Annotated in this window: 21 protein-coding genes and 3 pseudogenes; 14 read left to right on the forward strand and 10 right to left on the reverse strand. The window is 61.8% G+C overall.

Features of this window, described 5'->3' with window-relative positions; all coding sequences use genetic code 11:
* The first annotated feature begins 430 nt into the window (after positions 1–430).
* The 7 genes from DK389_RS16345 to DK389_RS16365 all read left to right on the forward strand — a co-directional run bounded on the left by DK389_RS16345 (position 431) and on the right by DK389_RS16365 (position 8,045).
* Positions 431–1,264 carry a glycoside hydrolase family 191 protein gene (locus tag DK389_RS16345; RefSeq protein WP_109891127.1) on the forward strand — a complete coding sequence of 278 codons (834 nt, stop codon included), beginning with the start codon at positions 431–433 and terminating at the stop codon, positions 1,262–1,264.
* Positions 1,265–1,948: 684 nt separating this feature from the next.
* Entirely contained in the window at positions 1,949–2,470 is a 522-nt protein-coding gene (locus DK389_RS32520; protein WP_162560694.1) for a hypothetical protein, read from the forward strand.
* A 45-nt stretch (positions 2,471–2,515) separates the two neighbouring features.
* Positions 2,516–3,928, forward strand: coding sequence for a TackOD1 domain-containing metal-binding protein (locus DK389_RS32525; RefSeq protein ID WP_162560695.1), 1,413 nt, complete (start codon positions 2,516–2,518; stop codon positions 3,926–3,928).
* A gap of 67 nt (positions 3,929–3,995) precedes the next feature.
* A complete protein-coding gene (locus tag DK389_RS16355; RefSeq protein WP_162560696.1) occupies positions 3,996–5,225 on the forward strand; it encodes a glycosyltransferase family 2 protein in 1,230 nt (409 codons plus the stop codon).
* A 13-nt stretch (positions 5,226–5,238) separates the two neighbouring features.
* The gene (locus DK389_RS16360; protein ID WP_162560697.1) at positions 5,239–6,384 is read left to right on the forward strand and encodes an HlyD family secretion protein; all 1,146 of its coding nucleotides are present in this window, start codon (positions 5,239–5,241) and stop codon (positions 6,382–6,384) included.
* Positions 6,381–7,460 carry a hypothetical protein gene (locus DK389_RS32530; protein WP_162560698.1) on the forward strand — a complete coding sequence of 360 codons (1,080 nt, stop codon included), beginning with the start codon at positions 6,381–6,383 and terminating at the stop codon, positions 7,458–7,460. The genes DK389_RS16360 and DK389_RS32530 overlap by 4 nt, the downstream gene beginning before the upstream one ends.
* Before the next feature lie 354 nt (positions 7,461–7,814).
* A complete protein-coding gene (locus tag DK389_RS16365) occupies positions 7,815–8,045 on the forward strand; it encodes a DUF6429 family protein (RefSeq protein ID WP_109889933.1) in 231 nt (76 codons plus the stop codon).
* A gap of 19 nt (positions 8,046–8,064) precedes the next feature.
* Here DK389_RS16365 and tnpC read toward each other — a convergent pair whose 3' ends face one another.
* The 5 genes from tnpC to DK389_RS16390 all read right to left on the reverse strand — a co-directional run bounded on the left by tnpC (position 8,065) and on the right by DK389_RS16390 (position 12,410).
* The gene (tnpC, locus tag DK389_RS16370; RefSeq protein ID WP_418292057.1) at positions 8,065–9,546 is read right to left on the reverse strand and encodes an IS66 family transposase; all 1,482 of its coding nucleotides are present in this window, start codon (positions 9,544–9,546) and stop codon (positions 8,065–8,067) included.
* A gap of 119 nt (positions 9,547–9,665) precedes the next feature.
* Positions 9,666–10,022, reverse strand: coding sequence for an IS66 family insertion sequence element accessory protein TnpB (gene tnpB / locus DK389_RS16375; protein ID WP_109891135.1), 357 nt, complete (start codon positions 10,020–10,022; stop codon positions 9,666–9,668).
* On the reverse strand, positions 10,019–10,444 hold the full coding sequence (tnpA, locus tag DK389_RS16380; protein WP_162560622.1) for an IS66-like element accessory protein TnpA: 426 nt from the start codon (positions 10,442–10,444) through the stop codon (positions 10,019–10,021). The genes tnpB and tnpA overlap by 4 nt, the downstream gene beginning before the upstream one ends.
* A gap of 1,148 nt (positions 10,445–11,592) precedes the next feature.
* Positions 11,593–11,769, reverse strand: a complete 177-nt coding sequence (locus DK389_RS33450) for a hypothetical protein (RefSeq protein ID WP_194075083.1) — start codon at positions 11,767–11,769, stop codon at positions 11,593–11,595.
* Between the two features lie 197 nt (positions 11,770–11,966).
* A complete protein-coding gene (locus tag DK389_RS16390; protein ID WP_236960100.1) occupies positions 11,967–12,410 on the reverse strand; it encodes an NUDIX hydrolase in 444 nt (147 codons plus the stop codon).
* Positions 12,411–12,894: 484 nt separating this feature from the next.
* Here DK389_RS16390 and DK389_RS34325 point away from each other — a divergent pair.
* A pseudogene (locus DK389_RS34325) lies at positions 12,895–13,140 on the forward strand (DNA topoisomerase); the annotation flags it as partial.
* Between the two features lie 27 nt (positions 13,141–13,167).
* Complete coding sequence (locus tag DK389_RS16395) at positions 13,168–14,859, forward strand: DNA topoisomerase (protein ID WP_236960983.1); 1,692 nt, start codon at positions 13,168–13,170, stop codon at positions 14,857–14,859.
* Here the strand turns inward: DK389_RS16395 and DK389_RS34330 are convergent.
* On the reverse strand, positions 14,835–15,089 hold the full coding sequence (locus DK389_RS34330) for a hypothetical protein (protein WP_236960102.1): 255 nt from the start codon (positions 15,087–15,089) through the stop codon (positions 14,835–14,837). The two genes, DK389_RS16395 and DK389_RS34330, sit on opposite strands and share 25 nt — an antisense overlap.
* A 224-nt stretch (positions 15,090–15,313) precedes the next feature.
* Here DK389_RS34330 and DK389_RS16400 point away from each other — a divergent pair, with 224 nt between their 5' ends.
* Positions 15,314–17,191 carry a DEAD/DEAH box helicase family protein gene (locus tag DK389_RS16400; RefSeq protein ID WP_236960104.1) on the forward strand — a complete coding sequence of 626 codons (1,878 nt, stop codon included), beginning with the start codon at positions 15,314–15,316 and terminating at the stop codon, positions 17,189–17,191.
* Positions 17,192–17,494: 303 nt separating this feature from the next.
* Positions 17,495–18,208: a class I SAM-dependent methyltransferase gene (locus tag DK389_RS16405; protein WP_162560699.1), complete on the forward strand. Its 714-nt coding sequence runs from the start codon at positions 17,495–17,497 to the stop codon at positions 18,206–18,208.
* Between the two features lie 102 nt (positions 18,209–18,310).
* On the opposite strand, the gene DK389_RS32535 is transcribed toward DK389_RS16405, so the two are convergent.
* Together DK389_RS32535 and DK389_RS32540 are read right to left on the reverse strand one after the other, a co-directional pair.
* Positions 18,311–18,577: a hypothetical protein gene (locus DK389_RS32535; RefSeq protein ID WP_162560700.1), complete on the reverse strand. Its 267-nt coding sequence runs from the start codon at positions 18,575–18,577 to the stop codon at positions 18,311–18,313.
* A 93-nt stretch (positions 18,578–18,670) separates the two neighbouring features.
* On the reverse strand, positions 18,671–18,832 hold the full coding sequence (locus DK389_RS32540; RefSeq protein WP_162560701.1) for a hypothetical protein: 162 nt from the start codon (positions 18,830–18,832) through the stop codon (positions 18,671–18,673).
* Positions 18,833–19,344: 512 nt separating this feature from the next.
* Here DK389_RS32540 and DK389_RS33610 point away from each other — a divergent pair.
* Complete coding sequence (locus DK389_RS33610; protein WP_210206675.1) at positions 19,345–20,757, forward strand: endo alpha-1,4 polygalactosaminidase; 1,413 nt, start codon at positions 19,345–19,347, stop codon at positions 20,755–20,757.
* 16 nt (positions 20,758–20,773) lie between these two features.
* Here DK389_RS33610 and DK389_RS16415 read toward each other — a convergent pair.
* A protein-coding gene (locus DK389_RS16415) for an IS630 family transposase (protein ID WP_109887384.1) occupies positions 20,774–21,834 on the reverse strand; the annotation gives its coding sequence in 2 pieces (ribosomal slippage) (positions 20,774–21,348 and positions 21,348–21,834; 1,062 coding nt in all).
* Between the two features lie 308 nt (positions 21,835–22,142).
* Between DK389_RS16415 and DK389_RS34335 the strand changes: the two genes are divergently transcribed.
* Both DK389_RS34335 and DK389_RS34340 read left to right on the forward strand, forming a co-directional pair.
* Positions 22,143–22,439, forward strand: a complete 297-nt coding sequence (locus DK389_RS34335) for a hypothetical protein (protein ID WP_236960106.1) — start codon at positions 22,143–22,145, stop codon at positions 22,437–22,439.
* 63 nt (positions 22,440–22,502) lie between these two features.
* Positions 22,503–22,676: pseudogene (locus DK389_RS34340) on the forward strand (IS701 family transposase); the annotation flags it as partial.
* Here the strand turns inward: DK389_RS34340 and DK389_RS35675 are convergent.
* A pseudogene (locus DK389_RS35675) lies at positions 22,617–23,493 on the reverse strand (transposase); the annotation flags it as partial. The pseudogenes DK389_RS34340 and DK389_RS35675 sit on opposite strands and share 60 nt — an antisense overlap.
* Positions 23,494–23,637 lie beyond the last annotated feature (144 nt).

Consider the following 23,637-nt stretch of genomic DNA (forward strand, 5'->3'; position numbering starts at 1 on the left):
GCGTGGTGAACGCTCTGCTTGGAGCTTGACGGAACGCGAAGACCGGCGGGACCGTTCTGGAGGCCATGACCAACCACACGGTTCTCATCGGCTCAGCTCTGCTGTCGTGCCACTCTGGGCGACCCCCTGCGTCGCACTTCTGCCCGAGATCACCTGGGTCGACCTGCCTCGGGAACAGCTGCCCCATGAAGTGTACCGGACCAGTTGCGCCGAACACGCGGAGACTCGTTGGAGCCCGCAATCCTGCGCGATGAAGCGGTGGCTTTCTCGCACCCGGCTAATATCTCGCCGACCGTCAAAACGCCGATCGCTGTCGAAGCGGGCCACCTTCGGAGTAAGGTTGCGCGTCCCGAGCCCAATTCCTCGCCCCTCCCGTAGGTCCTCAGGTCTATCCCACCTGCGCGTGAGTCGCCGCGAACAAGGATGAGCAATGCCAAAGACGGGAATGTACGTCCTGCAGGGTGTGACGCCCTCACACATCGCGGCGGCACCGTTCGACGTCAAGGTCATCGACATCTACAACGATGCCGGCCAGACCTTCACGCCGAGCGAGGTCAAGCAGATGGGCGGCGGCCCGGGCAGCGCTCTGCTTCTCGGCTATTTCAGCATCGGCGAGGCCGAGACCTACCGGGACTATTTCAAGACCATCCCGTCGGCCGCGCTCGGGCCAGAGAACCGCCAGTGGGAAGGCAACTACGAGGTCGCCTTCTGGACGCCCGAATGGAAAGCAGTTGCCACCGCCTACATCGATCGAATGCTGGCGGCCGGTTATGACGGCGTCTACTTCGACGTCGTCGACGAGTATCAGACACCCTGGGCTAAAAGCCACGCGCCGGGCGGCGCGGCCGGCGCCGAGCAGGCCATGGTCGATCTCATCAAATACCTGCACGATTATGCTCAGGCCAAGCAACCCGGCTTCAAGATCTGGGTCAACAACGCCGAGGAGCTGCTGGCCCACCCCGGCTACCTCGACACGATCGACGGGATGTTCAAGGAGAACTTGTTCTACACGGACAGCGGGCAGAAGCAGCCTGCCTCGGAGACCAGCTACAGCCTGGGCCTCCTGCAGAAGGCGATCAACGCCGGCAAGGACGTCATCAGCATCGAGTACGTCACGGGTGCGCAGAAGGTCGCCGACGTCCACGCACTCAACGACAAGTACGGCATCAGCAGCTATGTCGCCCATCTCGACCTGAACGGTGTCGACTCCGAGGGCGTCCGTCCGGGGCAGCTGACCACCGATGCGCGGCAGTTGATCGCCTGAAGCGGTGGCGAAGGCGGGATAAGCTGGACGTCCTGAAGCTGCCCGAAGCTGTTCGTCCCCGAATCCGATCGCCCGAAGTGGGCCCCGCGGCGACGGGACGATGCCTGAGATGCCAAGTGAGCAGCACCGCGCCTCCGAATGTCGAGGCGATCGCCACCACCGCAGCGCCTGAGCGCCGCGGGTCCAGTCCCGCTGACGCCTTGACGGATGATCACCGTCACTTCGGACCGAGCCCAATTATGTATCGGTCCGCAGCTGCACAATCACCCTCGCCTCGTACCAGCCGGCTGCTCACCAAACTGCAAGCGGGCATCTCTTTTGTTAAGTTCGATTTGATCCAATAATACGGATCTGCAGCGTACGAAATATACGAAACTCGATGTTATTTCGCTAAGGCAAAGTCGGCTGGCCGCACACGAACGCTCCGTTCAATTTTCAAAAAACCGCCACTAACACACTTACACCGATCGACATTTCCAATTCAACCACGCCTGCTTTGACGTCGTCTTGGTCGCCAAAGGCCGAAAAATGTCTTCGAATTAATCAAGCAGCCACGCGCGCCCGGCTTGTGTTTCGGACCCAAGTCTCCCTCTATCGCGTTTATGCACGGAGGAACGAGCAACTGACTGCTCAGGCCAAGGAAGGGCCTCTCCGAACCGGCCAAGTTCAGCCGATCGCTCCGTTTTGCTCAAGGTCTCAGAAGGCGGTGCCAGCGCTGATCGCCCCACTTTGAGCGCCAAACAGACGCCGGCCTCTCAACCACTCACCTTTCAAAATCCGCGGATAGACCGGCCTGCTCGGCAACGCGACTCCGGGCCCAGAAGGCATGCGTTTGCAGCCCGGTGTTCGCGCTCGTTATCTGACCGATCGCGGGATCTGCACAAAGATGATGCCCTGGAGGACAAATATAGCGAGCAAAAAATGCCGAATGATTCACGACAAACTTACGAAGACGAGACTGTTAGAAAATATGCAGCCATCGACAATATTTTTGTACCACTCTCACTCGTAGCACGAGCGGTTAAAAAACAAGATCCAGTCAAAGCGATCGTTGAAGAGCTGCTGCATCATAGTTTTGGAGGCGAACAATCTACAAGAAACGCGACAGAGTTTCTTCTCGCGGTTGGCTTCAGTGAAATGGAGTCCGACCGCGAAGTGCAAACACAGATTAAAGTCACCTGGGATGATAGTTCTGCCCCATTCTAAAACGCCGCTCGGAAGAACGTGCCAAAAAACCAGCCCGCGAGGTCATTGAAGTCTGACCTTGTTGCCCAATTATTGGCGAGAACAGCCGTTCGATTGCTGAAAACCCAGTTCGATGCCACCCGAAGGAAAGCCATGTTTAGTGAAACCCGGTCCGAGGCTCGGCCTGCTCGCAGATTCTTATCGTTCCCCTATACGGCGAACACGACGGCACCCGCCGGTTGGCGCAGCGCAAACTCAGAACATTTTGCGCTGGTATCTGGCGACGCTCCGCTAGAGGTTGATGCGGTCTTTATCACCGCCCGGGTTGCAGAGGCGATGTTAAACCGCCTCTTCGCCCGCCTCGCTGACCAGTTAACGCCGGTAGTAAATCTCGGGACGACATTGCAACCGGGCGTCGATGAGCGTGGCAATAGCACCGCTTGGGAGCGCGCGGACGCAATCTTGGAGCGCATCGCCTACCTTCCAGCCGCCATACGCCAGTCTAAGCGAGAGGAAGATCTACTGCTTGCCCGGATGTTCACACGTGACGCAAATCTAACTGCGCATTATGCACCTGAAAGCCTGGCATTGGTGGACTACCCAATCGCAGGGAATATAGCGAATGTGCCTGAAATTGCCAATCGGCTCGTGCGAAGCGGACAGCTCCAGGCGACGTTTTTTGATCGAGTTTACGTGTGCCCAGATTGTTCATCATCGTTACTCTCTGTGCGCGAAGAATGTCACAGCTGCCGTTCCCCAGACGTCCACGAACAAGCGATCGTGCACCATTTTCGCTGCGGCTTCGAAGGCCCGGACGAAAACTTCCAAACGCCTTTATCTACGATGCTGCAGTGCCCGAAATGCGCTGATCGGCTCCGGCATATTGGTCTTGACTACGACAAGCCCGGGACCGTCATGCATTGTCATTCCTGCGGGCATCGCGACGACAGCACGGCGATTGGATTTGTCTGCATTCACTGCGCGGCCAAGCACGATGCTGCACAGATGCCGGCGCGTAATCATCACTCATATGCAATGACGCCGTCTGGTTTGCGGCAGGTTCTAAATGGTCACGTCGAAAGTGACCCGACCGGCAATACGAATGTTACCGTATTCGAGGTAATGCTGCACGGAGCTATACAGCAGGAGGCCAGTCTGAAGACGCCGTTTCAGGTTTTAGACGTGCGATTTGGGGACGTGGAAACGCAACAGCGGGGCAATCCGCGCCTCTGGTCCCAGACTCATAAACTCGCCCTGGATGTCATGAATAGCTCGATGCGCGATGTCGATATAATAAGCGTCGAAGGAAACGGATTTAAGGTGCTGATGCCGCAAATAGATAGGCGGTCCGCGCTGAATTTCGTAAAGCATATCGAAGTGCGTATTGCTGAAGTACTGATCCTAAACCCAGATCTAAAATGTTTTTTACTTACCGCAGATCAAGTGGCCGCTTTAGCGCGCTCGCGCGGGCCGGCCTGAGATGACAGAGCCATTTCGTCTTCTCTCAGAACTTGATTGGCCAAATTTCTTATCGATGTTTTGGTACATGTGCTTGTTCGAAATTCCACGCTACACCGCAGGTTTCGTGATCATTGGCGGCGTGATCTTCCTTGGTCTCAACTTGAAGCCTCGAGTACGGACGTCAGAGCAGATCCGCGCCAGCAAACGCTGGAAGGTCAGTGCTGTCATTGCCGGACATAACGAAGCCGACGCGATGCGGAAGTGTTTGATCTCGCTCAATGAGCAGACTCGGAAATTCGATGAGATCATTGTCGTGGACGACGGTTCGACGGACGGCATGCGACAAATGCTTCACAAATTGCGAGCGGAGGGCCTGATTCACATGGCCCTTTGCAACCAGGTTCGCTGCGGGAAAGCGTCCGCGTGCAATCTAGGATTTGGGCTGGCTACAGGCGACATCATTATCAACCTCGACGCAGACTGCTCCTACGATCGAGACGCAATCGAAAAGCTCCTGATCCCATTCGACGACCCGAAGGTTGGAACAACCTGCGGCAATATTGGCGTGCGCAACTTCAAACAGTCTGTTGCCGCGTCGTTCCAAGCAGTTGAGTACCTGATCTCAATCTCCTTGGGTAAACGAATTATGGACTACTTTGATTTAGTGGTCTGCTCCTCAGGTGCTTTTGGAGCCTTCCGCCGTCAAGCTATCGAACAAGTGGGCGTTTTGGCCGTCGGTCCCGGCGAGGACCTCGATTTAACATTGCGCTTGCGCCGCGCCGGTTGGAAGGTCCGCTTCGTTCACGATTCTTGGTGCCTCACTGACGTTCCGCACGCTTTCTCAGGGTTAATTCGGCAGCGTCGCCGGTGGGACCGCGACACGCTTCGAATCCGCTTTCGCAAATTCCGCGACACATTCTCGTTTTGGAACCCGCGGTTCAAGGCATCTGAAACTTGGGAGCAAGTCGAGTTTTTCTTTCTAAACTTTTTGGTGACAATGATATTCCCAATTTACATTGGCTATATCTTTTACACACTGGGTGCAGCGGACGCATACGTCGTCTTGGCTGCTGTTGCTCTCGTCTATGTATGTCTGGATATCGTCGCGTTTGTCATAGCAGCCGCGTGCTGCGGGCGCTTTAGTTTTTGGTTTTATGTGCAGCTGGTACCGTTCATTCTCACCTTTGGGCTATACAGCGGTTTCCTCATGCGGCTTGTCAGGCTGTATGCGTACCTTGAAGAGATGATTTTCTACGCGTCCTATCGCGACTCCTACGTTCCTCAGCGCGTCCTGGACGTGTTGGACCGCTATTAAGAGGAATCAACGAATGATCAGAAAACTAAGTGAGCGGACCAATGCGGACAGGTTCAAAAATGATGTCCGCGCTCACGGGAAGCGATATGGCCGCTACCTCTATATGGCCGCGGTCGGAATTTTTGCAGCCTACTTAGTTAATCTATTTATTGGGCCGATTATTTGGCTGGAAGCGGACGGCTTGGTGAATTCGCAGAAAATTGCCATTGCCTCTATGAATGAAGCGCAAGTAATCAAGATTAACGTAAAAAGCGGTCAACGTGTCTCGAAAGGTGAAGTGATCGGTGAGGTTCACTCACCTCAGGTTTCCAGCAATCTTGCGATGCTCGCCAATCAGTTTGCCGAAACGCAGGCAAAACAGGCTGAACTCATTGTACGTCTCGATATAGCAACGAGTACTACGAAGGCAGCGGAAGATCGCCTGAACGAGGCAGACGTCAATCTGAAGCGCATAGTGACCCAGCGCCCGGCTGGCTTCATGTCAGATAATTTTGTCGGCAATGCCTATCGGGAAAAGTATCTTGCGCTTCAAGAGAAGGCCAAGCTTGAAGCGGAGAAAAGGTCAGCTTCCGGTCAGCTCGAGAATCTCGTCAAAGCACAGAAGGAGGCGCGTGAGGCGATCGACGACGTCAAAAAGCGCTACAATAACGGCGTAATCGTGTCGCCATTCGATGGTTACATGGGGGCTCAACTCGCGCAGCAGGGCGACGTGCTGAAACCAGGCGAGTATTTCGGAGATCTCTTTGTTGGGGAAAAGCACGTGCTCGCCTATCTGCCGACGGGCACGCTCTACAATGTGAAAAAAGGCGAGCGTGTGTCAGTCGCGGATGGCTTCAACAAGACTGAGGGGACCCTCGTTGATATTCGCCCTATCTCCGTACAACTTCCTCCGGCCTTCCAGCGAGCTTTCCGTCCGCAGGAGCGAGGCCAAGTGGCCACGATCGCTCTCGATAGCACGGACACGTTCGCGCAGGCCACTAAAGTGCGTGTCACGGGCCACAACCTCATACCGGGCTCCGATAAGATCACCTCGACATCAGTGTCAGAGGCGTTAAAGAAATGGATGAGTGCATTATTTGAGTTGATCGAGGATAAGTACAGCTCGATAGCGGCCTGGATGGCAGATGAACCGCCGCAGAACAAGGTAGCTCGCAAATGAAAATGGTGCTTGTCGCCTGCTGCCTAGTAGCCTGCACGCTCTTGCCGTCTCCTGCGTTCGCGGGGCAGGGCGTTACGCGTCAGACCCCAGAACGTAATGCCGCTTCAGGCACAACGGTTCGCGCGATGTGGGTGTGGACGACTCAGGAAATCATGAAGGATCCAAGCGAAGCTCGTCGGTTTCTCGACGGAATTCGACTTGCGAGGACGACCGACGTTTATCTCTATTTGACTGCGATGGATTTTATTTCGTCCGAACAAGCGATCCGACTTCTTGTCGAATCCCTTAAGGGTCTCGATGTGCGTGCCTGGGCTATGGAAGGATCGCGCAGTTACTTTTCAGATGAAGATGGGCCAACCGCTCTCTACAATACCATCGATGGCGTAGTAGCTTTCAATAAAAAGTTTGGCATTCAACTTATTGGATTTCATTCTGACTTGGAGCCGCAAGGAGGGCAAGGCGAGAGCAAGGACCTTTTTCACAATGGCATTGCGTCGAGTAAGCTGAGTGTGGAGCAGATTTCAGATCGTAATCGCATAGTGACTGATTGGCTCACGATACACCAATCACTTCGGAATAAATGTAACGCTAGCGGTCTTAAGTACGGCGGTTCGATGCCGAGCTGGGCCGATCTGTATGAAGGTGAATCCATTTCCGCTTCTTTTGAGGGTAAAACTAAGCCGCTAGTCGAGTTTCTCCTGAGTTTCGTCGATCAATACGTGATCATGGCTTATAATACGAGCCCTTCCAGTGTTTTGGGACGAGTTAAAGGTGAAATAGAAGTGGCCAACACTATGAAGCCGCGTCCGTCTGTCATCGTGGGACTCGAGACTCACGCGGGGCCCGGTGAAAATATCAGCTATGCCGATACGCCATCGAAAATGAGCAAGGCTGCGGTGACCAGCGACTTAGTTTTTTTGGCCAACAGTCTTAAAGGCCAGGCGAGCTTTGCTGGGATCAGTGTTCACGACTGGGTCGGTTGGCGTGATCTGCCGGATGCTCCTCATGAGGCGCCCATTTTGGATGATCCAACCCCGGCACAAGAAATTATTCGTGATAGACGCCGCGCTCGTTAGTGGTTTGGCTCGCTCTGTTGCTGGCGGCATCAAAAAGAATTTTCCACGGTGAAGCGGTTACTTGAAACAGGCCCGCTCCATATCAATTCCATTTGATGTCAGTTTGATCTGTTCGGCTCCTCCTGCCGCGGCAATCTTGGGAGATCAAGTTCGAGGGGAGTTTGGCGAAACGAACCCATTTCGCTTTAGAGTCCGCTCTGAGGTGTCGCACCCAGCAAAATTGACACCGGTCTGGTCGGTCCCCTGGACGTTGGAGCAGGTGCGCGCTGGATCTTGGCTGTTGCATGACCGATTGGACCGTAACCGTTCGGCTGGCACCACGCCGGTGTGAGCGCGGCGTGCTAATCTGCTCTGATGGCGGTCGACGAGCAGCGCATTGACGAGGCGGTGCTCGCCCTTCTGTGGCTGACGCTCCACGACGAGCGTCGAGCTTGGAAGGGCTTCGACTGGACCGTGCTTAGACGTCTTCACGCCAAAGGGCTGATTGCGGATCCGGTCGGACGCGCCAAGTCGGTAGTGCTGACTGACGAGGGGCTGCGTCAATCCGAGGCGCTGTTCCGGACCCTGTTCACGCGGCCCGACTGATGTGAGAACCGGAGCGTTCTCAGGCCACAGCTTGGAGGGTGGGTGTGCTCGGGTAGCCCCAGGGCAGAAGCTCGTCGAGGCGCCGCTGCGGATGGCCTTGGACGATGCGGATGATGACGTCGGCCAGGTAGGCTTGCGGCTCGACGCCGTTGAGCTTGCAGGTTTCGATCAGCGAGGCGATCACCGCCCAGTGCTCGCCGCCACCGTCGGATCCAGCGAAGAGCGCATTCTTCCGTGTCAGAGCCAACGGACGGATGGCCCGCTCCACCACGTTCGAGTCGATCTCGACCCGGCCGTTCTCAAGGAAGAGCGACAGGCCGGCCCAGCGGCCGAGCGCGTAGCGGATGGCTTCAGCGAGTTTGCTCTTCTGGCTGACCAGCGCGAGCTTTTCCCGCAGCCAAGGCTCCAAGGCCTCGATCACAGGGCGGCTGCGCTCTTGGCGCGCTGCGCGCCGCTCCTCGGCCGAGCGGCCGCGGATCTCGGCCTCGATCCGATACAGCCCCGCAATACGGGCCAGCATCTCTGACGCGATGGGCGCCGGGCCGGCTTGTGCCAGCTCGTAGAAGCGGCGGCGGACATGAGCCCAGCAGTAGGCCAGTTGCACCGGACCGCGCTCGGCCAGAACCTTGTAGCCCGCGTAGCCGTCCACCTGCAGCACACCTTCGAACCCGGACAGATGCGCCGCCGGTCGCTCGGCCATGCGGTCGGGCGCGTAGAGGTAGACGACACCGGGCGGGTCGGTGCCGCCCCAGGGTCGATCATCCCGAGCATAAGCCCAGAGCTGGCCTGTCTTGGTGCGCCCGCGCCCTGGGTCGAGCACCGGCGCGGTGGTCTCGTCGGCAAACAGCTTGCCCGAGGCTTTCAGATGCTCCAGCAGCCGCGCGTGCACCGGCCGCAGCAGGAAGGCGGCGCGTCCGACCCAGTCCGCGAGGGTGGAGCGGTCGAGGCTGATCCCCTGACGCGCATAGATCTGTGCCTGACGGTAGAGCGGTAGGTGGTCGGCGTATTTCGAGACCAGCACCTGCGCAACGAGGGCGTCGGTGGGCAGCCCGCCCTCGATCAGCCGTGCCGGTGCCGGGGCTTGCACGACGACCTCCTCGCAGGCCCGGCAGGCATATTTCGGCCGGCGGATCACCAGCACCCGGAACTGAGCTGGCACGATGTCGAGGCGCTCGGACACATCCTCGCCCATCCAGTGCAGCGAGCCTGAGCAGCACGGGCAAGTTGTGCTCGCGATGTCGATGAGCCTCTCGATCCGCGGAAGGTGGCCGGGCAGTGCGCCTCGGTTTGTGCGCCGCTTGGCAATCCGTGCCGCCTTCACGGTCGGCGCCGTTTCCTCGCCGCCGGCGTGATCGGCGGCCTCGACCTGCTCGGCCTCCTCCAGCGCCAGCAGCAACTGGTCCTCGGGCCAGCTCTCGGCACGGCGTCCAAAGCGATGACGCTGCAGCTCCCGAATGATCTGCCGCAGCCGCTCACTCTCGGCGCGTGCCTCCAGCAGCATCGCCTTGAGGGTCTCAGGGTCATCCGGCAGGGGCTGCGTGGTCGCGCTCACGGAGCAGATTAGATCATACCGATCAGCGGCTTGCAGCCAGTTTGATGAGGTCTGGCGTTCTTTTCTGCTCAGCTTGCGACGAGCGGAACCGGCACCGCCCGCGGTTCGTGCACGCGTTTCCAGTCCAGTCCTTCGAGTAAAGCGGAGAGCTGCGCCGCGCTCAGCCGCATCACGCCGTCCTGCACCTTCGGCCAGCGGAACTCACCCTGCTCCAGCCGCTTGGCCACCAGCACCACGCCAGTACCATCCCAGAAGAGCAGCTTCACGCGGTCGCCGCGTTTGGAGCGGAACACGTAGACGGCCCCCGAGAACGGATCGGCATCCATCGCCTCCCGCACCAAGCCAGCAAGCCCGTCCATGCCCTTGCGGAAGTCGACCGGCTTTGTGGCGACCATCACCCGTACCGCACCGGTCGGGCCGATCACGAGCCAGCCTTCAACGCGCGGATCACGGCTGTGATCGCATCGGGCTGCGCGCCGGCGCCGATGCGCACTACTGCGCCGCCGATCTCCACCTCGATGCCATGCCTCGGCAGCGAGCGACACGCTGGCTCGTGGGGTGGAACCGCCATGCGCGGCTCCTGCGGGATCGGTTCGACCACGGCCGGCACGAACAGAGGCGAAGGGGCAGCGGCCCGACGCGCCTGTCGGGCCAAGCGGCGCCAGGTGAACAGGTGTTGCGGCGAGAGACCGTGCCGGCGGGCCACCTCGGAGACCACCGCTCCCGGTCTCAACGCCTCCTGCAGGATGCGGTCCTTCGCCTCGTCCGACCAGCGTCGCCGGCCCGTGACCCCGGTGAAGAGTTCCAGTCGCCGTACGGTTCGCGGCTCAAGCATATGGTCGAGCATAGACACAAAACGATCTCCTCGGAGATCATCCTCGCCCCACATCGCAGCTGCCGGAAGGTGTGCTTCGAACACCGCTTACATTGGACCAGCCCGATATGTGGGATGAGCGCAAGTTATCGGCCGCGGCGAGCAGGCGTGCGATCGCGGCGCGAGTGCTGTTGAGCCGCAATCGAGACCGGCCTGGCCTTCTCGCCGTGATGAGCCGCGGGTGCGCGCTGAGACGCTCGGCTCGTCTCTGTCTCGCCGAGTACGGCGCCTTCCACATGCGCGGTGTAGAAGGCAACGACCTCATCGTGGCTCAGACCGGCGATCACCTTGGCGTCGCCCGCGTACAGGCTGTGGGAGCCGCGGCCGTTCTCGCGCAGACGGTGAGGCTGGCTCGGGACCAGGGGCACGCGCAGCGGTCACGGGAATGGTGGCACAGATGAGCTTGCCTGCTCGCAGGTGGCGCTATGCGGTACCGGGCCGCCGCACTTGCGGTGTAGCGAAAGCGGCGGCCGCGAGGAGGAGCGGCCGCCGAGTCAGGTGGCTGGGACCACCAAGCCGCTGAGGGGTATCAAGCGGCGCACGAGTCTGTGCGCCTGCTCATCCCGCCGAGCCAATCACGCTCCCGTGATTTTGGTTTCTGGCTGTTGCGGGGTTGAGCGCGAGGCGTAACCGACCCCGTCGTGACAGGATCGAACACAGGAGGCGTGCCGACACTGAGACGCGCGATCGCCTGACGATCCAGAGAGGGATCGAGATGCCGGTCGGCGGCCACGACGAGAACGGCTACGGCCAGCACAGCCTTCACACCGGTCCAGAGATGCCGGGGCAGGGCGGACAGAGTGAGTTCCGGCATCACGGCAGGTGCGTCCTTCGATCGATGACGATCGAGACCGTAGGTTTTTGTTCCGGGCTGGTATACCAAATTTGAGCAAGACGGTTGATCAGCAATTTACCGTGCGCGCCACGTCAAGCCTCGGTCCGCAGGGCCGACTTGGTACGGACAGCCTCAGTGGTGAGCAGGCCGGCTCCGGGCCAATCGCCTGCATGTTGCGTGCTGGTGGTGCCGCATGACGTCCTGAACGCCGCGCTCGGTCAGCCGCTATTCGAGAGGCACGGGCTCTGACGTAGCAAACAGGAGAGTGCCGAGAACTTGCCGACCCTCACGGCGAGATGCGCTCAGCACTCAAACCGCTGTCCCGGATTTTCTCGGGCAGGTGCGCAAAGTCGATGAAGCCAGCTGCGTGAGCCATGGCCTCGAACGCCTCGGCCTCGTCATGCGCGGCGCCCGTCCAAAGGATCGCACCGCTGGCGCTCTGCCGGATCTGAAAGATCTGCATTGTGGCCTCCGTAACCCCCTTCAACCGGCCAATCAGCCACGGAAGCGACCTGTTCCCGTCGGTAATTGCCTGCCTGAATCAGGAGACCCTCACTAGCTGCAAGCTCGGTTCTCTCGATCGGCCCTTTCGTCGCTTGACCGATTGTCCCCCAGTCTGCTGCGGCCCACGAAGGCCCCCGCTACTCGCCCGTCCCGTAGTCATGCCGGCGCGTTGAGGCCGATCAGAAGCAATCCCACGTGGGCCGCATGCGCGATCGCGCCGGACAGGGCGAGACGCATCGCTTCCTGCCGCGGGACCAGCAGCACCTCGATGTCCTCGGTGGCCTCAGGGCTGGTTGCTCCGACGCTGAGGTCGGTCGCGCGGACCAGATGCAACCGGTTCTCGTAGCGAGCAGGCTCAGGGCTCAAGGTGATGACATAAGACAGAGCTCCGCCTACAAAGCCCGTCTCCTCGCGCAACTCACGGGCTGCAGCGCCGAGGATGTCGGTCTCAGCCTGATCCATCATCCCACCCGGCAATTCCAAGCTCATCCCACGAAGCCCGTGCCGGTACTGACGCACGAGTACCACGCGGTCGCTGCGATCGATCGCCAGCACATGCACGAAGTCGGGAAATTCGAGCACGTAGTAGGGCGCGACCACCGCTCCCGAGGCGGTCGTGCAATCATCCGCCCGAACACGGATCCAGCGGTCGCGCACGGCGTAGGTTGAGCTACGTACCGTCCAGTTTCGATCTCGCACCGACGCTTCACCTTACCGGTATCGAAGCCTCACTGCTCGCGGGGCTTTCCATGCGCTCGGCTTATAGCGCGCAACCAAGCTGGCGATCGTGGGCCTCTTCAGCGTCGGCACGGGATGTTGCCCCATCCCTTCCTCTCAGCGGAGCCGATCTCCACTCTGACAAGGGGCCTGGAGCCTCTCGCCGTTGTGCCCGCCGGTGCCTCCTAGCTTCTCCGCGGAACTTGTGAGAACATAGCGTGAACTGAAGCTTCGATGTCCGCCACCGGGGGGCTGAACAGAAATGGCACGCGACCGCTTCAAGCGTACCGCCTGAGTCCAGACGATCCGAGCCATGCCCACCCCCGACACCGGACGCACGCTGTTCTTCTTCGAGAAGCCCTCAGCGATGCGCCAACTTCAGCGGTTTTTCCGCTCGCCCGACACCATCTGCGTGGCTGCGGAGGGGCACCTCCTGTCTGCCGAGGAGCCGGGCAGCATTCGCCCCGAGTGGAAGCCTTGGCGCTTCGAGGCGCTGCCCATCGTGCTCGACACCATCCCGGTCGGATGCGGCACGAACCGCTCGGGCCAGTCTCATGAGCCGAAGATCGCTGCGATCCAGCAGGCACTTGCGCGTGCCGAGCGCGTCATCATCGCGACCGACCCGGGTCGCGAGGGCTCGATGATCGCCTGGGAGGTCCTGGAACACCTGGGCTGGCGTGGCCGTGTCGATCGGTTGAAGCTCGGAGCCCTCGACGACGTCTCGATTCGTCGCGCCTTCGCGGTGCTGGCCCGAGAGCCTGACTCGGGTGACCGCGATTACGCCGCTTACCTCGAGGCCCTCTGCCGCCAATACGAAGATTACCACCTCGGCCTAAACGGCACCCGTGCGATCTCCCTTCGCCTGCGGCCCCCTGCCTTCCGCGAGCCCTGGCGGTTCGGCGGCGTGCAGACACCGACCCTCGCTATCTTGGCTGATCTCGAGCAACGCATCCGCTCGTTCGTGGCGCAGGATTTCTTCAAGATTGCGCTGTCCCTCAGGACGCAATCGGATGCCGTGCTGACTCTGTTGCACGCGCCCAAGGAGCGCATCCTCGATCCGGCCGTTGCCGAGACCATTCGGGTTGCGGCCGAGGAATGGTCCGGATCGCTCGTGGTCGAGCAGAAGGAAGTTCGCCGTGCGCCGCCGCGGCTGTTCTCGAAGGACACGCTGGCGCGGCGCTGCGCGAAGCGGTTCGGCTGGGACCCGCAGTACTCAGCCGGCCTCGCACAGGAGCTCTACGACCAGGGCTATCTCAGCTATCCACGCACCGAATCGGAGTACCTGCCGGAGGGTCAGGCGGAGGACGCGGACGCGGTCAGCGCGGCCGTGATGTCGGTGCTCACCGACCTGGGCCGCCTCGTCTCGCCCGACACCAAACCCATGATTCGGCGCGGCACCAAGGGCCACTACGTCAAGGATCCGGGCGAGCACCACGCTATCGTGCCGCTGCGCAAGGCGCCGGACCGTGTTCGGCTCTCGCCCGATCAATTCCGGTTGTGGGAGCTCGTCGCGAAGGCGTATCTCGCCGCGCACCTGCCCGACGGCATCGATGCCCGCACCGGCGTCTCGGCCGAGGTGGAGACACCGCTCGGCCTCAAGCGGTTCGCGATCAGCGGCAGCGTTGTGCGCGAGCCGGGCTGGCGAGCGATCTACGGCAGCCAAACTGAACTTGAGGCGGACGTCGTCCCGGGCAAGGCGGCACGTGAAGACGACGCAGCGGCAGGGCACCTGCCGCCCGTGCGCGACGGCGAGGCAGCGTCCGCCGAAGGCGCTGAAATCGCCACCGCCGTCACCGAGCCGCCGCGGCGCATCACCCGCGGCGAACTGCCGGTGGTGATGGGCCGCCTCATCGACCAGGTGGAAGATCCCGCGGCCAAGCAGGCGCTCGAGAACCCAGTGAACCCCAACGAGCCGAAGGGTCTCGGCACGGCTGCGACTCGCGACACGATGCTACCCAAGCTGCTCAAGAGCCAATACGTCGCTCTGCACAAGGGCAAGGACCCCGCCATCGAGGTGACGGAGGTAGGGCTCGCCTTCATCGCGGCGGTGCGGCGCGTATTCCCGGCCTACGGCGACCCCGTCGGGCGGGCGATGTTCGAGGCGGAGCTTGCCGAGATCGGACGTGCCTCGACGCGTATTGAGGCCAGCCACCGCGCTGATCAGTTCCGGCAGCGTACCCGCGCACGCGTCAGTGAGTTGATCAGGGCGATCTCAACCGCGCCGGTGATCAGCCTCGATCTGAGCGCGGTTCCGAGAACTCCCGATGCCGGGCGCCCCCAACACCCGCCATGGTCGCGTTTGCCATCTCACTCGCCGCGCGCAAGGGGCTGACGCTCCCGCGCGGCTGCAGGAGCAATGGTCAGATCTGCCGGGCCTTTCTCGATGCCCATGCCGCAGAGCGGAAACAACAAGACAAAGCGGACGCGCAGTCGGGTGGAGAGCGAACACCCACCCCGGCGATGATCCGCTACGCCCACAATTTGGCGCAGCAGCATGGCGTCCCATGCCCAGTCGAGGCCGAGACGAGCTTCGCTGAGTGCCGAAAATTTCTCGACGCTCACGCCGATCCCAAGAAGCCGGTGCGCCCGTTCGAACCCGCCCAATCCGCGCGCAAGGGCCGGAAAGGTGCGGCGCCGACCCGCAGACAGAGGTCGGTGGCGAAATCCACGCGAACAGCGCAGGGGCGTCCCTGAGCTCAAACGCGGCCCCGCACGGACGGGATTCACAACCTTGAACCTGTGCGGCAGGTTAGGGCGATGGTTACGTCTCAACCTGCAGGGGCGCCGTGAGCGCCTCGGCTCGCCCGCTTCGCGCTCATCAGCGCACGCTCGCGACACTCGCCGCCGCCATGGCCCGTGGTGAGGCGGACGGGGTCTCGGACATTCTCGCAGCGGTGACGCCCGGTGGCGGCAAGTCCCTTCTGCCCGTCCTCGCCGCCGCCCACCTGATAAATGCTGGGCGGATCGAGCGCGTCGTCTGGGTGGTGCCGCGCGACTCGCTTCGCCTTCAGGCGGAGGAGGCCTTCGCCGATCCGCTCTGGCGTGCGAGCCTCGGTCACAGTCTGAGCGTGCGCAGCTCCGAGAATGCGCCGGATCCGAGCCGCGGCTTGGCTGGGTACGTCACGACCTATCAAGCTGTCGCCGCGGCACCCATGCTTCACCTCAAGGAGGTCAGCCGCAATCGCACCCTCCTCGTCGTCGATGAGGTCCACCACCTGCCGGTGCCGAGCTCAAGCCTCGACCGGAACGATGCAGAGGGCGAGGAGGCCAGTGCCTGGAGTCGTGCGATGCTCCCGCTCTTGCAATGTGCGTCGCTGCGGCTGCTCCTGTCCGGAACCTTGGAGCGGGCGGACGGCAGACGCATCCTCGGCCTGCCCTACTACCCCGCGGCCACCACGCACACGCCTGAGATCGATCTCGATGCACCAGGCTGGGCCGTGATCGGCTACTCGCGCGCCCAGGCCCTTGCCGAGCGCAGCGTGTTGCCGGTCACCTTCGGCGCCCTTGACGGCGAGGCTAGCTGGCTCGAGGGCGGCCGCGCGGCCGGACAGGCGCGCGTCGGCCCGCACCGTCTCGGAGGCGCCGTGCGCAACACGACGCGCCCCGCTTTGTTTACAGCCCTCCGCACCGGCTTCGCCCGTGATCTTCTGCAGGAAGCCTTCGGCGCCACCCGCCGGCTGCGAGCGCGGCGCCGTGCGGAGCGAGGCTTCGGGCCTACCGAGTTCGCTCGCGGCCTCGGCAAGCTCCTCGTTGTGGCCCCGGATCAAGCGAGTGCTCGCCACTACCTTGCCATGCTGCAGAGCTGGATGCCGGCCGCACAGGCAGAGCGCGACGTGCGCCTCGCGACATCCTCCGAGCGGGATGCACACGAGGCGCTCGCCGCGTTCCGACTGTTGCCCGAGCCCGCGGTACTCGTGACCGTGGCCATGGCCTACGAGGGCCTAGATGCGCCGGACATCGCCGTGGTGGCGGCCCTAACCCACATCCGGTCTCGCCCCTGGCTCGAGCAGATGATCGCCCGTGCCACGCGCGTCGACCCGCATGCCGGCTCCTACACAGACCAGCAGGCGCTCGTCTTCCATCCGGACGACCCGCTCTTCGCCCGCTTCCGCGCGGAATTGGAGAACGAGCAGGGCTCGGCCGCACGAGCGCGCAAGACCCAGCGCATCTCCGCGCTCACGCCCGAGCGTGTCGTCTGGTCCGACGAGGAGCCCCGCGCGATCACTCCTCTGGAGAGCAATGCAATCGGCCTGCGCTACGCTCTGCTGCGCCCGATAACGGTTGCGCGGGCCGAAAGGGCGAGAGCATCAAACGCGCTGAATCCCGCGATCGGCTGCCCCGATTCGGAGCGAGCTCCATCGCTGAGCGAACGTCTCCTTCGTCAGCGCCTTTCCGCGACCGTCGCCGCGCAAGCTGCGGAGGACGAGGCGAACCTCTGCATCCCGCGCAGTGGCAACCGTCCCCACCGCTACAACGCCGTCCTCAAGCGCGTGCTTGGCAAGGCGCGGGCCGCCATGACACTTGCCGAACTGGAGGCTGCACTCGCGTGGCTGGAGCGCCACCGCCTCTCCGACCATCTGCATCTGCTCGACGGCGACGCGCGTTACGCGTGGTCCGCACGCCACCGGAGCGGCGGATGGCTGTCAAAGCGTCCAAGCCCGTGACCTGTGGGGCAGCCACAGGCCAGCGGCCGCTGGCGTGTTTATCGACCCAGGTGCGGCCGAGGGCCACGGCGATCCGGGCAGCGCTGCCGACGGGCTGCTTTGCGCGTTCGCCGAGCTTTCGATCGCTTCCGGTAAAATCGTCGGAGCGGCGCGCCGTCGCGACAAAAACCGCAACCAGCGTCGCCGCTGTCTATTGCCGCGCTGCAACCCGCGATTGGCTCAAGCCAAAATAGACCGTAGACAAATTCAGCCGCTACCGACGTCGGTGAGGGTTAACCCGAGGTTTCGCCCGATATTTTGAGAGTGCGTAAGTTGCCAGGAGCGGGTTCTGTAGCTTATATGGGTGCCGATGATGGCAGGAAGCTTTTGATGTCAGACAGTAACCGTCTCGAAAAGACTGTCACGGCAGAAGGTCTTCTGTGGGGATCTGAAGTCGCAAATGAATACCATGGGATCGCTTCCAGCCATATGGACGATCAATGGAGAGATTATATCAACCCATTTTTTGAAAAATACGAATTTGATCTGACAAAGACGATCGATTTTGCGGCAGGCTTTGGGAGAAATACGAAAAAGCTCCTCGAGGCCGGTGCGGGCCACGTCATGATGGTCGATTTCAATCAAGAGTGCATTGATCAACTCAAAAGCACGCTTGAAGGTCCCCGTGCAAAATCTTTCAAAAACGATGGTTATAGTCTCTCTGGTTTATCGGATCAGTCTGCATCATTTTTCTATTCATTTGATGCAATGGTGCATTTTGACATGGAGGTGATTATCTCCTACATCCCTGAAATTGCCCGAGTGCTTAAATCGGGAGGGCACGCTCTGCTTCATCATTCAAATTACAGTAAAAACCCAGGTGGTGATTTCAGAGCAAATCCTCATTGGCGAAATTTTATGACAGCAGCAATTTTGAAACATGTTGCGATCAGGTCCAGATTCGACGTGATAGAGCAACGAGAAGTTCCGTGGGGAGAAGAGCAGATCGACTGCATCTCGATACTTCGGAAGAAGTAAAGTTGTAGCAGCCCAGCAAGGTCATCGATTGCGAATTGCCCGTGGTCATCCCCAGCTAGAACTGGGGGTGATTTTAGGCTCTGGATGTTGCCTGAAGCGCTGTCAGGCCGCCACAAGTTGGTGCGCGTGCGGGAAGTCTGCGCGCCCGGCAAGATGGTTGATGTCGAGGATGTGGTAGGACTGTCCGCCACAATCGACCCGCGCCGTTTGCTGGCGCTCCGGATCGAGGGTTTTAACAAACACCACCGCCTGCGTGAGTTGCGCAAAAGCGCGCGTCCAACCTTTCAGAGGAGCGTTCTCGCTTCCTGAGATTTGGGCCGTTTTCCAATGGACAACGGTATAGCGGTTCCATTCGATACCGGTTTGCATTTCTTCGCCCTCAAAAGCCGACGCACGCGTAGGCGATGGCGCCGCCAGCGGTCGAGATCGGCGCGGCCCATTCCACACAGATTGCGCCACTCATCATGAACCGTAACCAAATGCGGAATTCACCACGCGATTCCTCTGACGGCCCGGTGTCGATGCACCGAGCATTCTTAACGTAAAATGTTCGAACACCGCCGTAATGATCTGAATGCAGGAATGAAAAAGTTGTTTTTGGAAGAGCGCCTTCAGCGTCGCCATAAATGTACAATCTGATACGCACTGACTATGACCGTTGCTTCGCCACCTTTCCGCCCAAATTAACTTCTGTAAGCTGGGCTGTGAACTATGGTGCAGCGGGGAATGAATGTTTGAACTTCGGCCGCGGCTGATACACCGTCTCGTTGCCGCGCTAACCGGCCCATCGCCCGCATTCATTCCTGTTCCAGCTGTTGCCCGGCGGAAGTCATGCAGCCATCGACAGGACTATCAGTTTTCCAATCCGCCTCTCAGTGCAAATCCGCCTCACGTGCGGATAAGCGAGCGCTCAAGAGACTGATCTTTCTGCTCTCGTTGAGTGGCGATCTCTAGGGTACTGGCGCAAATCACGATTGCTCATCACCAGATGACCTGCCGCCGCTGCAGGGAAGATAATGTTGCGTCATTAAGCACGAATTTCCGAATCACTGTGCAGGGTCGGGATCGGATTCCTGCCGCTTACGCAGGTGTTCAGTTACGCCCGCCTGCGAGAGTCTCCTGAACGAGGATGAGAGATGCCAAAGACGGGAATGTACGTCCTCCAAGGCGTCACACCCTCACAGATCGCGGCGGCCCCGTTCGACGTTAAAGTCATCGACATCTACAACGACACCGGTCGGACCTTCACGCCCGCTGAGGTCAAGCAGATGGGCGGCGGCCCGGGCAGCGCGCTGCTTCTCGGCTACTTCAGCATCGGTGAGGCCGAGACATACCGGGATTACTTCAAGACCATTCCCTCAGCTGCCCTCGGTCCCGAGAACCCGCAGTGGAAGGGAAACTTCGAGGTTGCATTCTGGACGCCCGAGTGGAAGGCGGTCGCCACGGCCTACATCGATCGGATGCTGGCGGCCGGCTACGACGGTGTCTACTTCGACGTGGTCGACGAGTATCAGACCGCTTGGGCCAAGAGCCACGCGCCGGGCGGCGCGGCCGGTGCCGAGCAGGCCATGGTCGACCTCATCAAGTACCTGCGCGATTATGCTCAGGCCAAGCAACCCGGCTTCAAGATCTGGGTCAACAATGCCGAGGAGCTTCTGACCCACCCAGGGTACCTCAATACGATCGACGGGATGTTCAAAGAGAACCTGTTCTACACGGACGGCGGCCAGAAGCAGCCTTCAGCCGAGACCAGCTACAGCATGGGCCTGCTGCAGAAGGCGATCGACGCTGGCAAGGACGTCATCAGCATCGAGTACGTCACCGGTGCGCAGAAGGTCGCCGACGTGCACGCCTTGAACGATAAGTACGGCATCAGCAGCTACGTCGCTCATCTCGACCTGAACGGTGTCGACTCCGAGGGCATCCGCCCGGGACAGACGATTCATGAGGATGGCCTTGGCACGACGCAGCCCTCGGCGCCTCCCCCATCGGTGCAGCCCGATGCGGTGAGCCCCGCGGAGCACGGGTTTGAGCGGCCGCTTGCGCAGGCCCAGACAGGCACCCAGTCTGACGACGTGAACGCGGTCTACCGCTTCTACGACACGCGGACGGGCGACCATTTCTACACGACGAGCGCCGCCGAGAAGGCGCAGATCCTGAAGAGCCTGCCGAGCTACCAGTACGAGGGCGTCGGCTGGGCGACGCCGCAGAACGGCCCGAACACGATCGACGTGTTCCGCTTCTACGACACCAAGACCGGCCAGCACTTCTTCACGACGGACGCGGGCGAGCGCGACACCATCATCAAGACGCTGCCGAGCTACCACTACGAGGGCGTCGCCTTCGAGGCCTACGCCAGCCCGGCCGCGGCCGGCACCGGCGGCGTGACGCTGGAGCGCTTCTACAACACGCAGACGGGCCTGCACCATTACGCGGCGAACGCGGCCGAGGCCGACGCCATCAACTACGGATCGGCCGGCCCGGGCTGGGTGGACGAAGGCCGCGCCTTCACCGTCCACGCCCCGACGGACGGGATGCTTCACGCCTAATACCAATCGGTGGTGATCATAACTGATAGGCCCAGTCACGCAGGCCGATGGACATGATCTTCCAAGGCTGGTCGATGAACCGGTTCCAGACCTGACAGCACTGCTCGACAATGTCCTCGTAGGACGAGAAGACGCGGTCGCCGAGCCAGTTGTCGCGCAGGAACTGCCAGACATTCTCGACCGGGTTGAGTTCCGGGGCGCAGGCTGGCAGCGGCAGCAGGGTGATGTTGGCGGGCACGACGAGGTCGTGGGCGACGTGCCAGCCCGCCCCATCGAGGATCAGCACGGCGTGGGCGCCTTCCTCGACGCTGCAGCTGATCTCCCTGAGGTGCTCGTTCATCGCCGCGGTATCGCATCTCGGCATGATGAGGCCGGCACCCTTGCCCTTCTCGGGACAGATCGCTCCGAAGATGTAGGCGTGGGCCGTGCGTTGGTCCTTGGGCGCCGAGGGCCGGCTGCCGCGGCGCGCCCAGCGGCGGGGCAGCGTGTTCTTCTGGCCGACCCGAGCCTCGTCTGACCACCACACCTCGATGGCCGCGCCAGCCGGCAGCCGGGCTCGGATCGCCCTCACCTCGGCTGGCAAGTTTTTTTGAAGGCTGCCAGTGCGGCCGGGTCCTGCTCATGATGGCGCGGGCGTGCCGACAGCTTGCGGAAGCCGAGTTGTTTCACCGTGCGGCCCACCGTGCTCTCGTCCAGGCTCACGCCGAAGCTGGCGTAGATCCAGGCGGCGAGATCCTTCAGCCGCCAGCGCACCACGCCGTGTCGATCCGGGTCCGGCCCGCTCTCGACGATCTGCGCCAGCGCTTGACGCTGCGCATCGCTCAACTTGGCTGGGTTGCCCGGGGCCTTGCGGTTGATCAGCCCGGCCGGGCCAGCTGCGTTGAAGGCGAGCACCCAATCGCGCACCGTCTGCAACCCTACCACCCCGATCCGAGCCGCATCCGTGCGGCTGCCGCCCTCGTAGATCTCGGCCAGCGCCAGCAGCCGGCGGCTCTGGCCCGCGTCTCGGCTGGCCTTGGCCAGACGTCGAAGATCGTCGGCGTTGAAATCCTCACGCAGAGCAACCGCAGCGGACATGGCAAACCCTCCCGGTTTGCCTCATCGAACCAGATCCGCCGCCGATACGAAACCTCGTGAGTCGCTATCACCGTCGACCGGTATAAGCTCGACTTTGGCCAATCAAACAAGCGGTTGAGCAGCGAGGTGACGAAGCGGGCATGACGGGTAGGCTCGGGGTGTCCCGACCAAGAGACATCCAATGCCTGATCTGCCGCCCGCTTCGCCGGGCTCATCCTGGTGCTCGCGCCGCTGTTCGTCCACCGCTCGTGGCGACGCGCGCAGGATCGGCGGTTCGTGAACGTCCACCGCATCCTCAATCGCGCCGCATGGTGCCCGCGCACTGGCGGCCGCATCCTGCTCGGGCTGCTGATCGCCGCTTTCGCCCCCGCGGTCCGCTCATTAAGGCGCTCGACGACACGATCGAGCGCCGCCGCGGCAAGCGCATCTCGGCCAAGGGAATCTACCGCGACCCGGTGCGCTCGTCCGACCGCCATTTCGGCAAGGCGAGCGGCCTGCGTTGGATGAGCCTGATGCTGCTGGCCCCAATCCCCTGGGCGGGGCGCATCTGGGCGCTGCCGCTCCTGACCGCCCTGGTGCTGTCCGAACGCGCCTGCCGGGAGTAGGGTCGCCAGCACAAGCCTCTGCTCGACGTCGGACGCCAACTCGCCCTCCAGGCGCGGAGCTGGCTGCGCGGGCGTGACTTCGTACTGGTCGGTGACGGCGGCTTCTCCGCCCTGCTGTTCCTCGACGCGATGCGGCGCGCCCGCATCACGGCGATCACCGGCCTGCGGCTTGACGCGGCCCTCTACGAACCCGCTCCGCCCCGGCCGCCCGGCACGATCGGGCGCCCGCGCACCGAAGGCGCACGCCTGCCCACACTCTCTGCGACCCTCGTGGCCAAGGACACGCCCTGGCGCGCGGTCATGGTGCCGGGCTGGTACGGGTCAGCCAGCGTGGCATCGAGGTCGCCCCCGGCACCGCGGTGTGGCGGCACGGCGGGATGCCGGTCGTGCCAGTCCGCTGTGTGCTCGTGCGCGATCCCGCCCGGCGCTTCGAGCCCCAGGTGTTGCTCTGCACCGACCTCGCCCGCTATCCAACCCAGATCGTATCGTGGTTCGTCCGCCGCTGGAGCGTCGAGGTCACCTTCCAGGAAGTGCGCGCCCATCTCGGCGTCGGGCCCGGCTCAGCCGTCTTCATCCGCCCGTAGCTCATCGCTTTGTGGCGCGAGGCGTTGGTCTTCAGCTTGGTGCCATCCACCGCCACGTGAGCGAACTCGACGAGACCGGCCGCCCGACACAGGCGCAGCACCTGCACGAACAGGTCCGACAGGGCCACGAGGTGGCGCTTGCGGAAGTCGGCGATGGTTCGGAAGTCGGGCCGGTTCAGGCCGGTCACTGCCATGACATCGACCCGCTCCTCGCAGGCGCGGGCGAGCTGGCGCGAGGAGTACAGGCCTCGGCTGTAGCCGTAGAGCAGGAGCGCCACCATCATGCCCGGATGGTAGGGCCGGTAGCCGCGCTGTTCCGTGTCGGTGTCGAGGATGGCCGAGAGGTCGAGCGCCTCCCGCACCGTGTCGCGCACAAAATGCGCCTTGTGCCCGGGCGGCACGAACTCATGCAGCGAGCGCGGCAGCAGCCAGCCCTGAGCGACGTCCCAGGAGCGAAACACCTCGGCCATGAGCCAAGTGAATCACCCCGCAGCCTCGTCGTCGAGACACGGGCTCAGACAGGCTCCTAGGGGGCGGCCGAGCGATTCGCAAAAGAGGATCAGTGACCGACACACATTCATGGCGCGACGACGACTTTCATTGGGCAATGCGGA

Origin of the sequence: Methylobacterium durans (assembly GCF_003173715.1) — a bacterium.
GTDB classification, from domain to species: Bacteria; Pseudomonadota; Alphaproteobacteria; order Rhizobiales; family Beijerinckiaceae; genus Methylobacterium; species Methylobacterium durans.

Coding starts and splice junctions, on each gene's coding strand:
- DK389_RS33450 (WP_194075083.1), bottom strand. CDS start 11,769: ATGCAGATCTTTCAGATCCGGCAGAGCGCCAGCGGTGCGATCCTTTGG.
- DK389_RS33610 (WP_210206675.1), top strand. CDS start 19,345: ATGCCAAAGACGGGAATGTACGTCCTCCAAGGCGTCACACCCTCACAG.
- DK389_RS32530 (WP_162560698.1), top strand. CDS start 6,381: ATGAAAATGGTGCTTGTCGCCTGCTGCCTAGTAGCCTGCACGCTCTTG.
- DK389_RS16360 (WP_162560697.1), top strand. CDS start 5,239: ATGATCAGAAAACTAAGTGAGCGGACCAATGCGGACAGGTTCAAAAAT.
- DK389_RS16345 (WP_109891127.1), top strand. CDS start 431: ATGCCAAAGACGGGAATGTACGTCCTGCAGGGTGTGACGCCCTCACAC.
- DK389_RS16355 (WP_162560696.1), top strand. CDS start 3,996: ATGTGCTTGTTCGAAATTCCACGCTACACCGCAGGTTTCGTGATCATT.
- tnpC (WP_418292057.1), bottom strand. CDS start 9,546: ATGCTGCTGGAGGCACGCGCCGAGAGTGAGCGGCTGCGGCAGATCATT.
- DK389_RS32540 (WP_162560701.1), bottom strand. CDS start 18,832: ATGGCGACGCTGAAGGCGCTCTTCCAAAAACAACTTTTTCATTCCTGC.
- DK389_RS32535 (WP_162560700.1), bottom strand. CDS start 18,577: ATGCAAACCGGTATCGAATGGAACCGCTATACCGTTGTCCATTGGAAA.
- DK389_RS16395 (WP_236960983.1), top strand. CDS start 13,168: ATGATCGCCTGGGAGGTCCTGGAACACCTGGGCTGGCGTGGCCGTGTC.
- tnpA (WP_162560622.1), bottom strand. CDS start 10,444: ATGCTCGACCATATGCTTGAGCCGCGAACCGTACGGCGACTGGAACTC.
- DK389_RS16365 (WP_109889933.1), top strand. CDS start 7,815: ATGGCGGTCGACGAGCAGCGCATTGACGAGGCGGTGCTCGCCCTTCTG.
- DK389_RS34335 (WP_236960106.1), top strand. CDS start 22,143: ATGGTGCCCGCGCACTGGCGGCCGCATCCTGCTCGGGCTGCTGATCGC.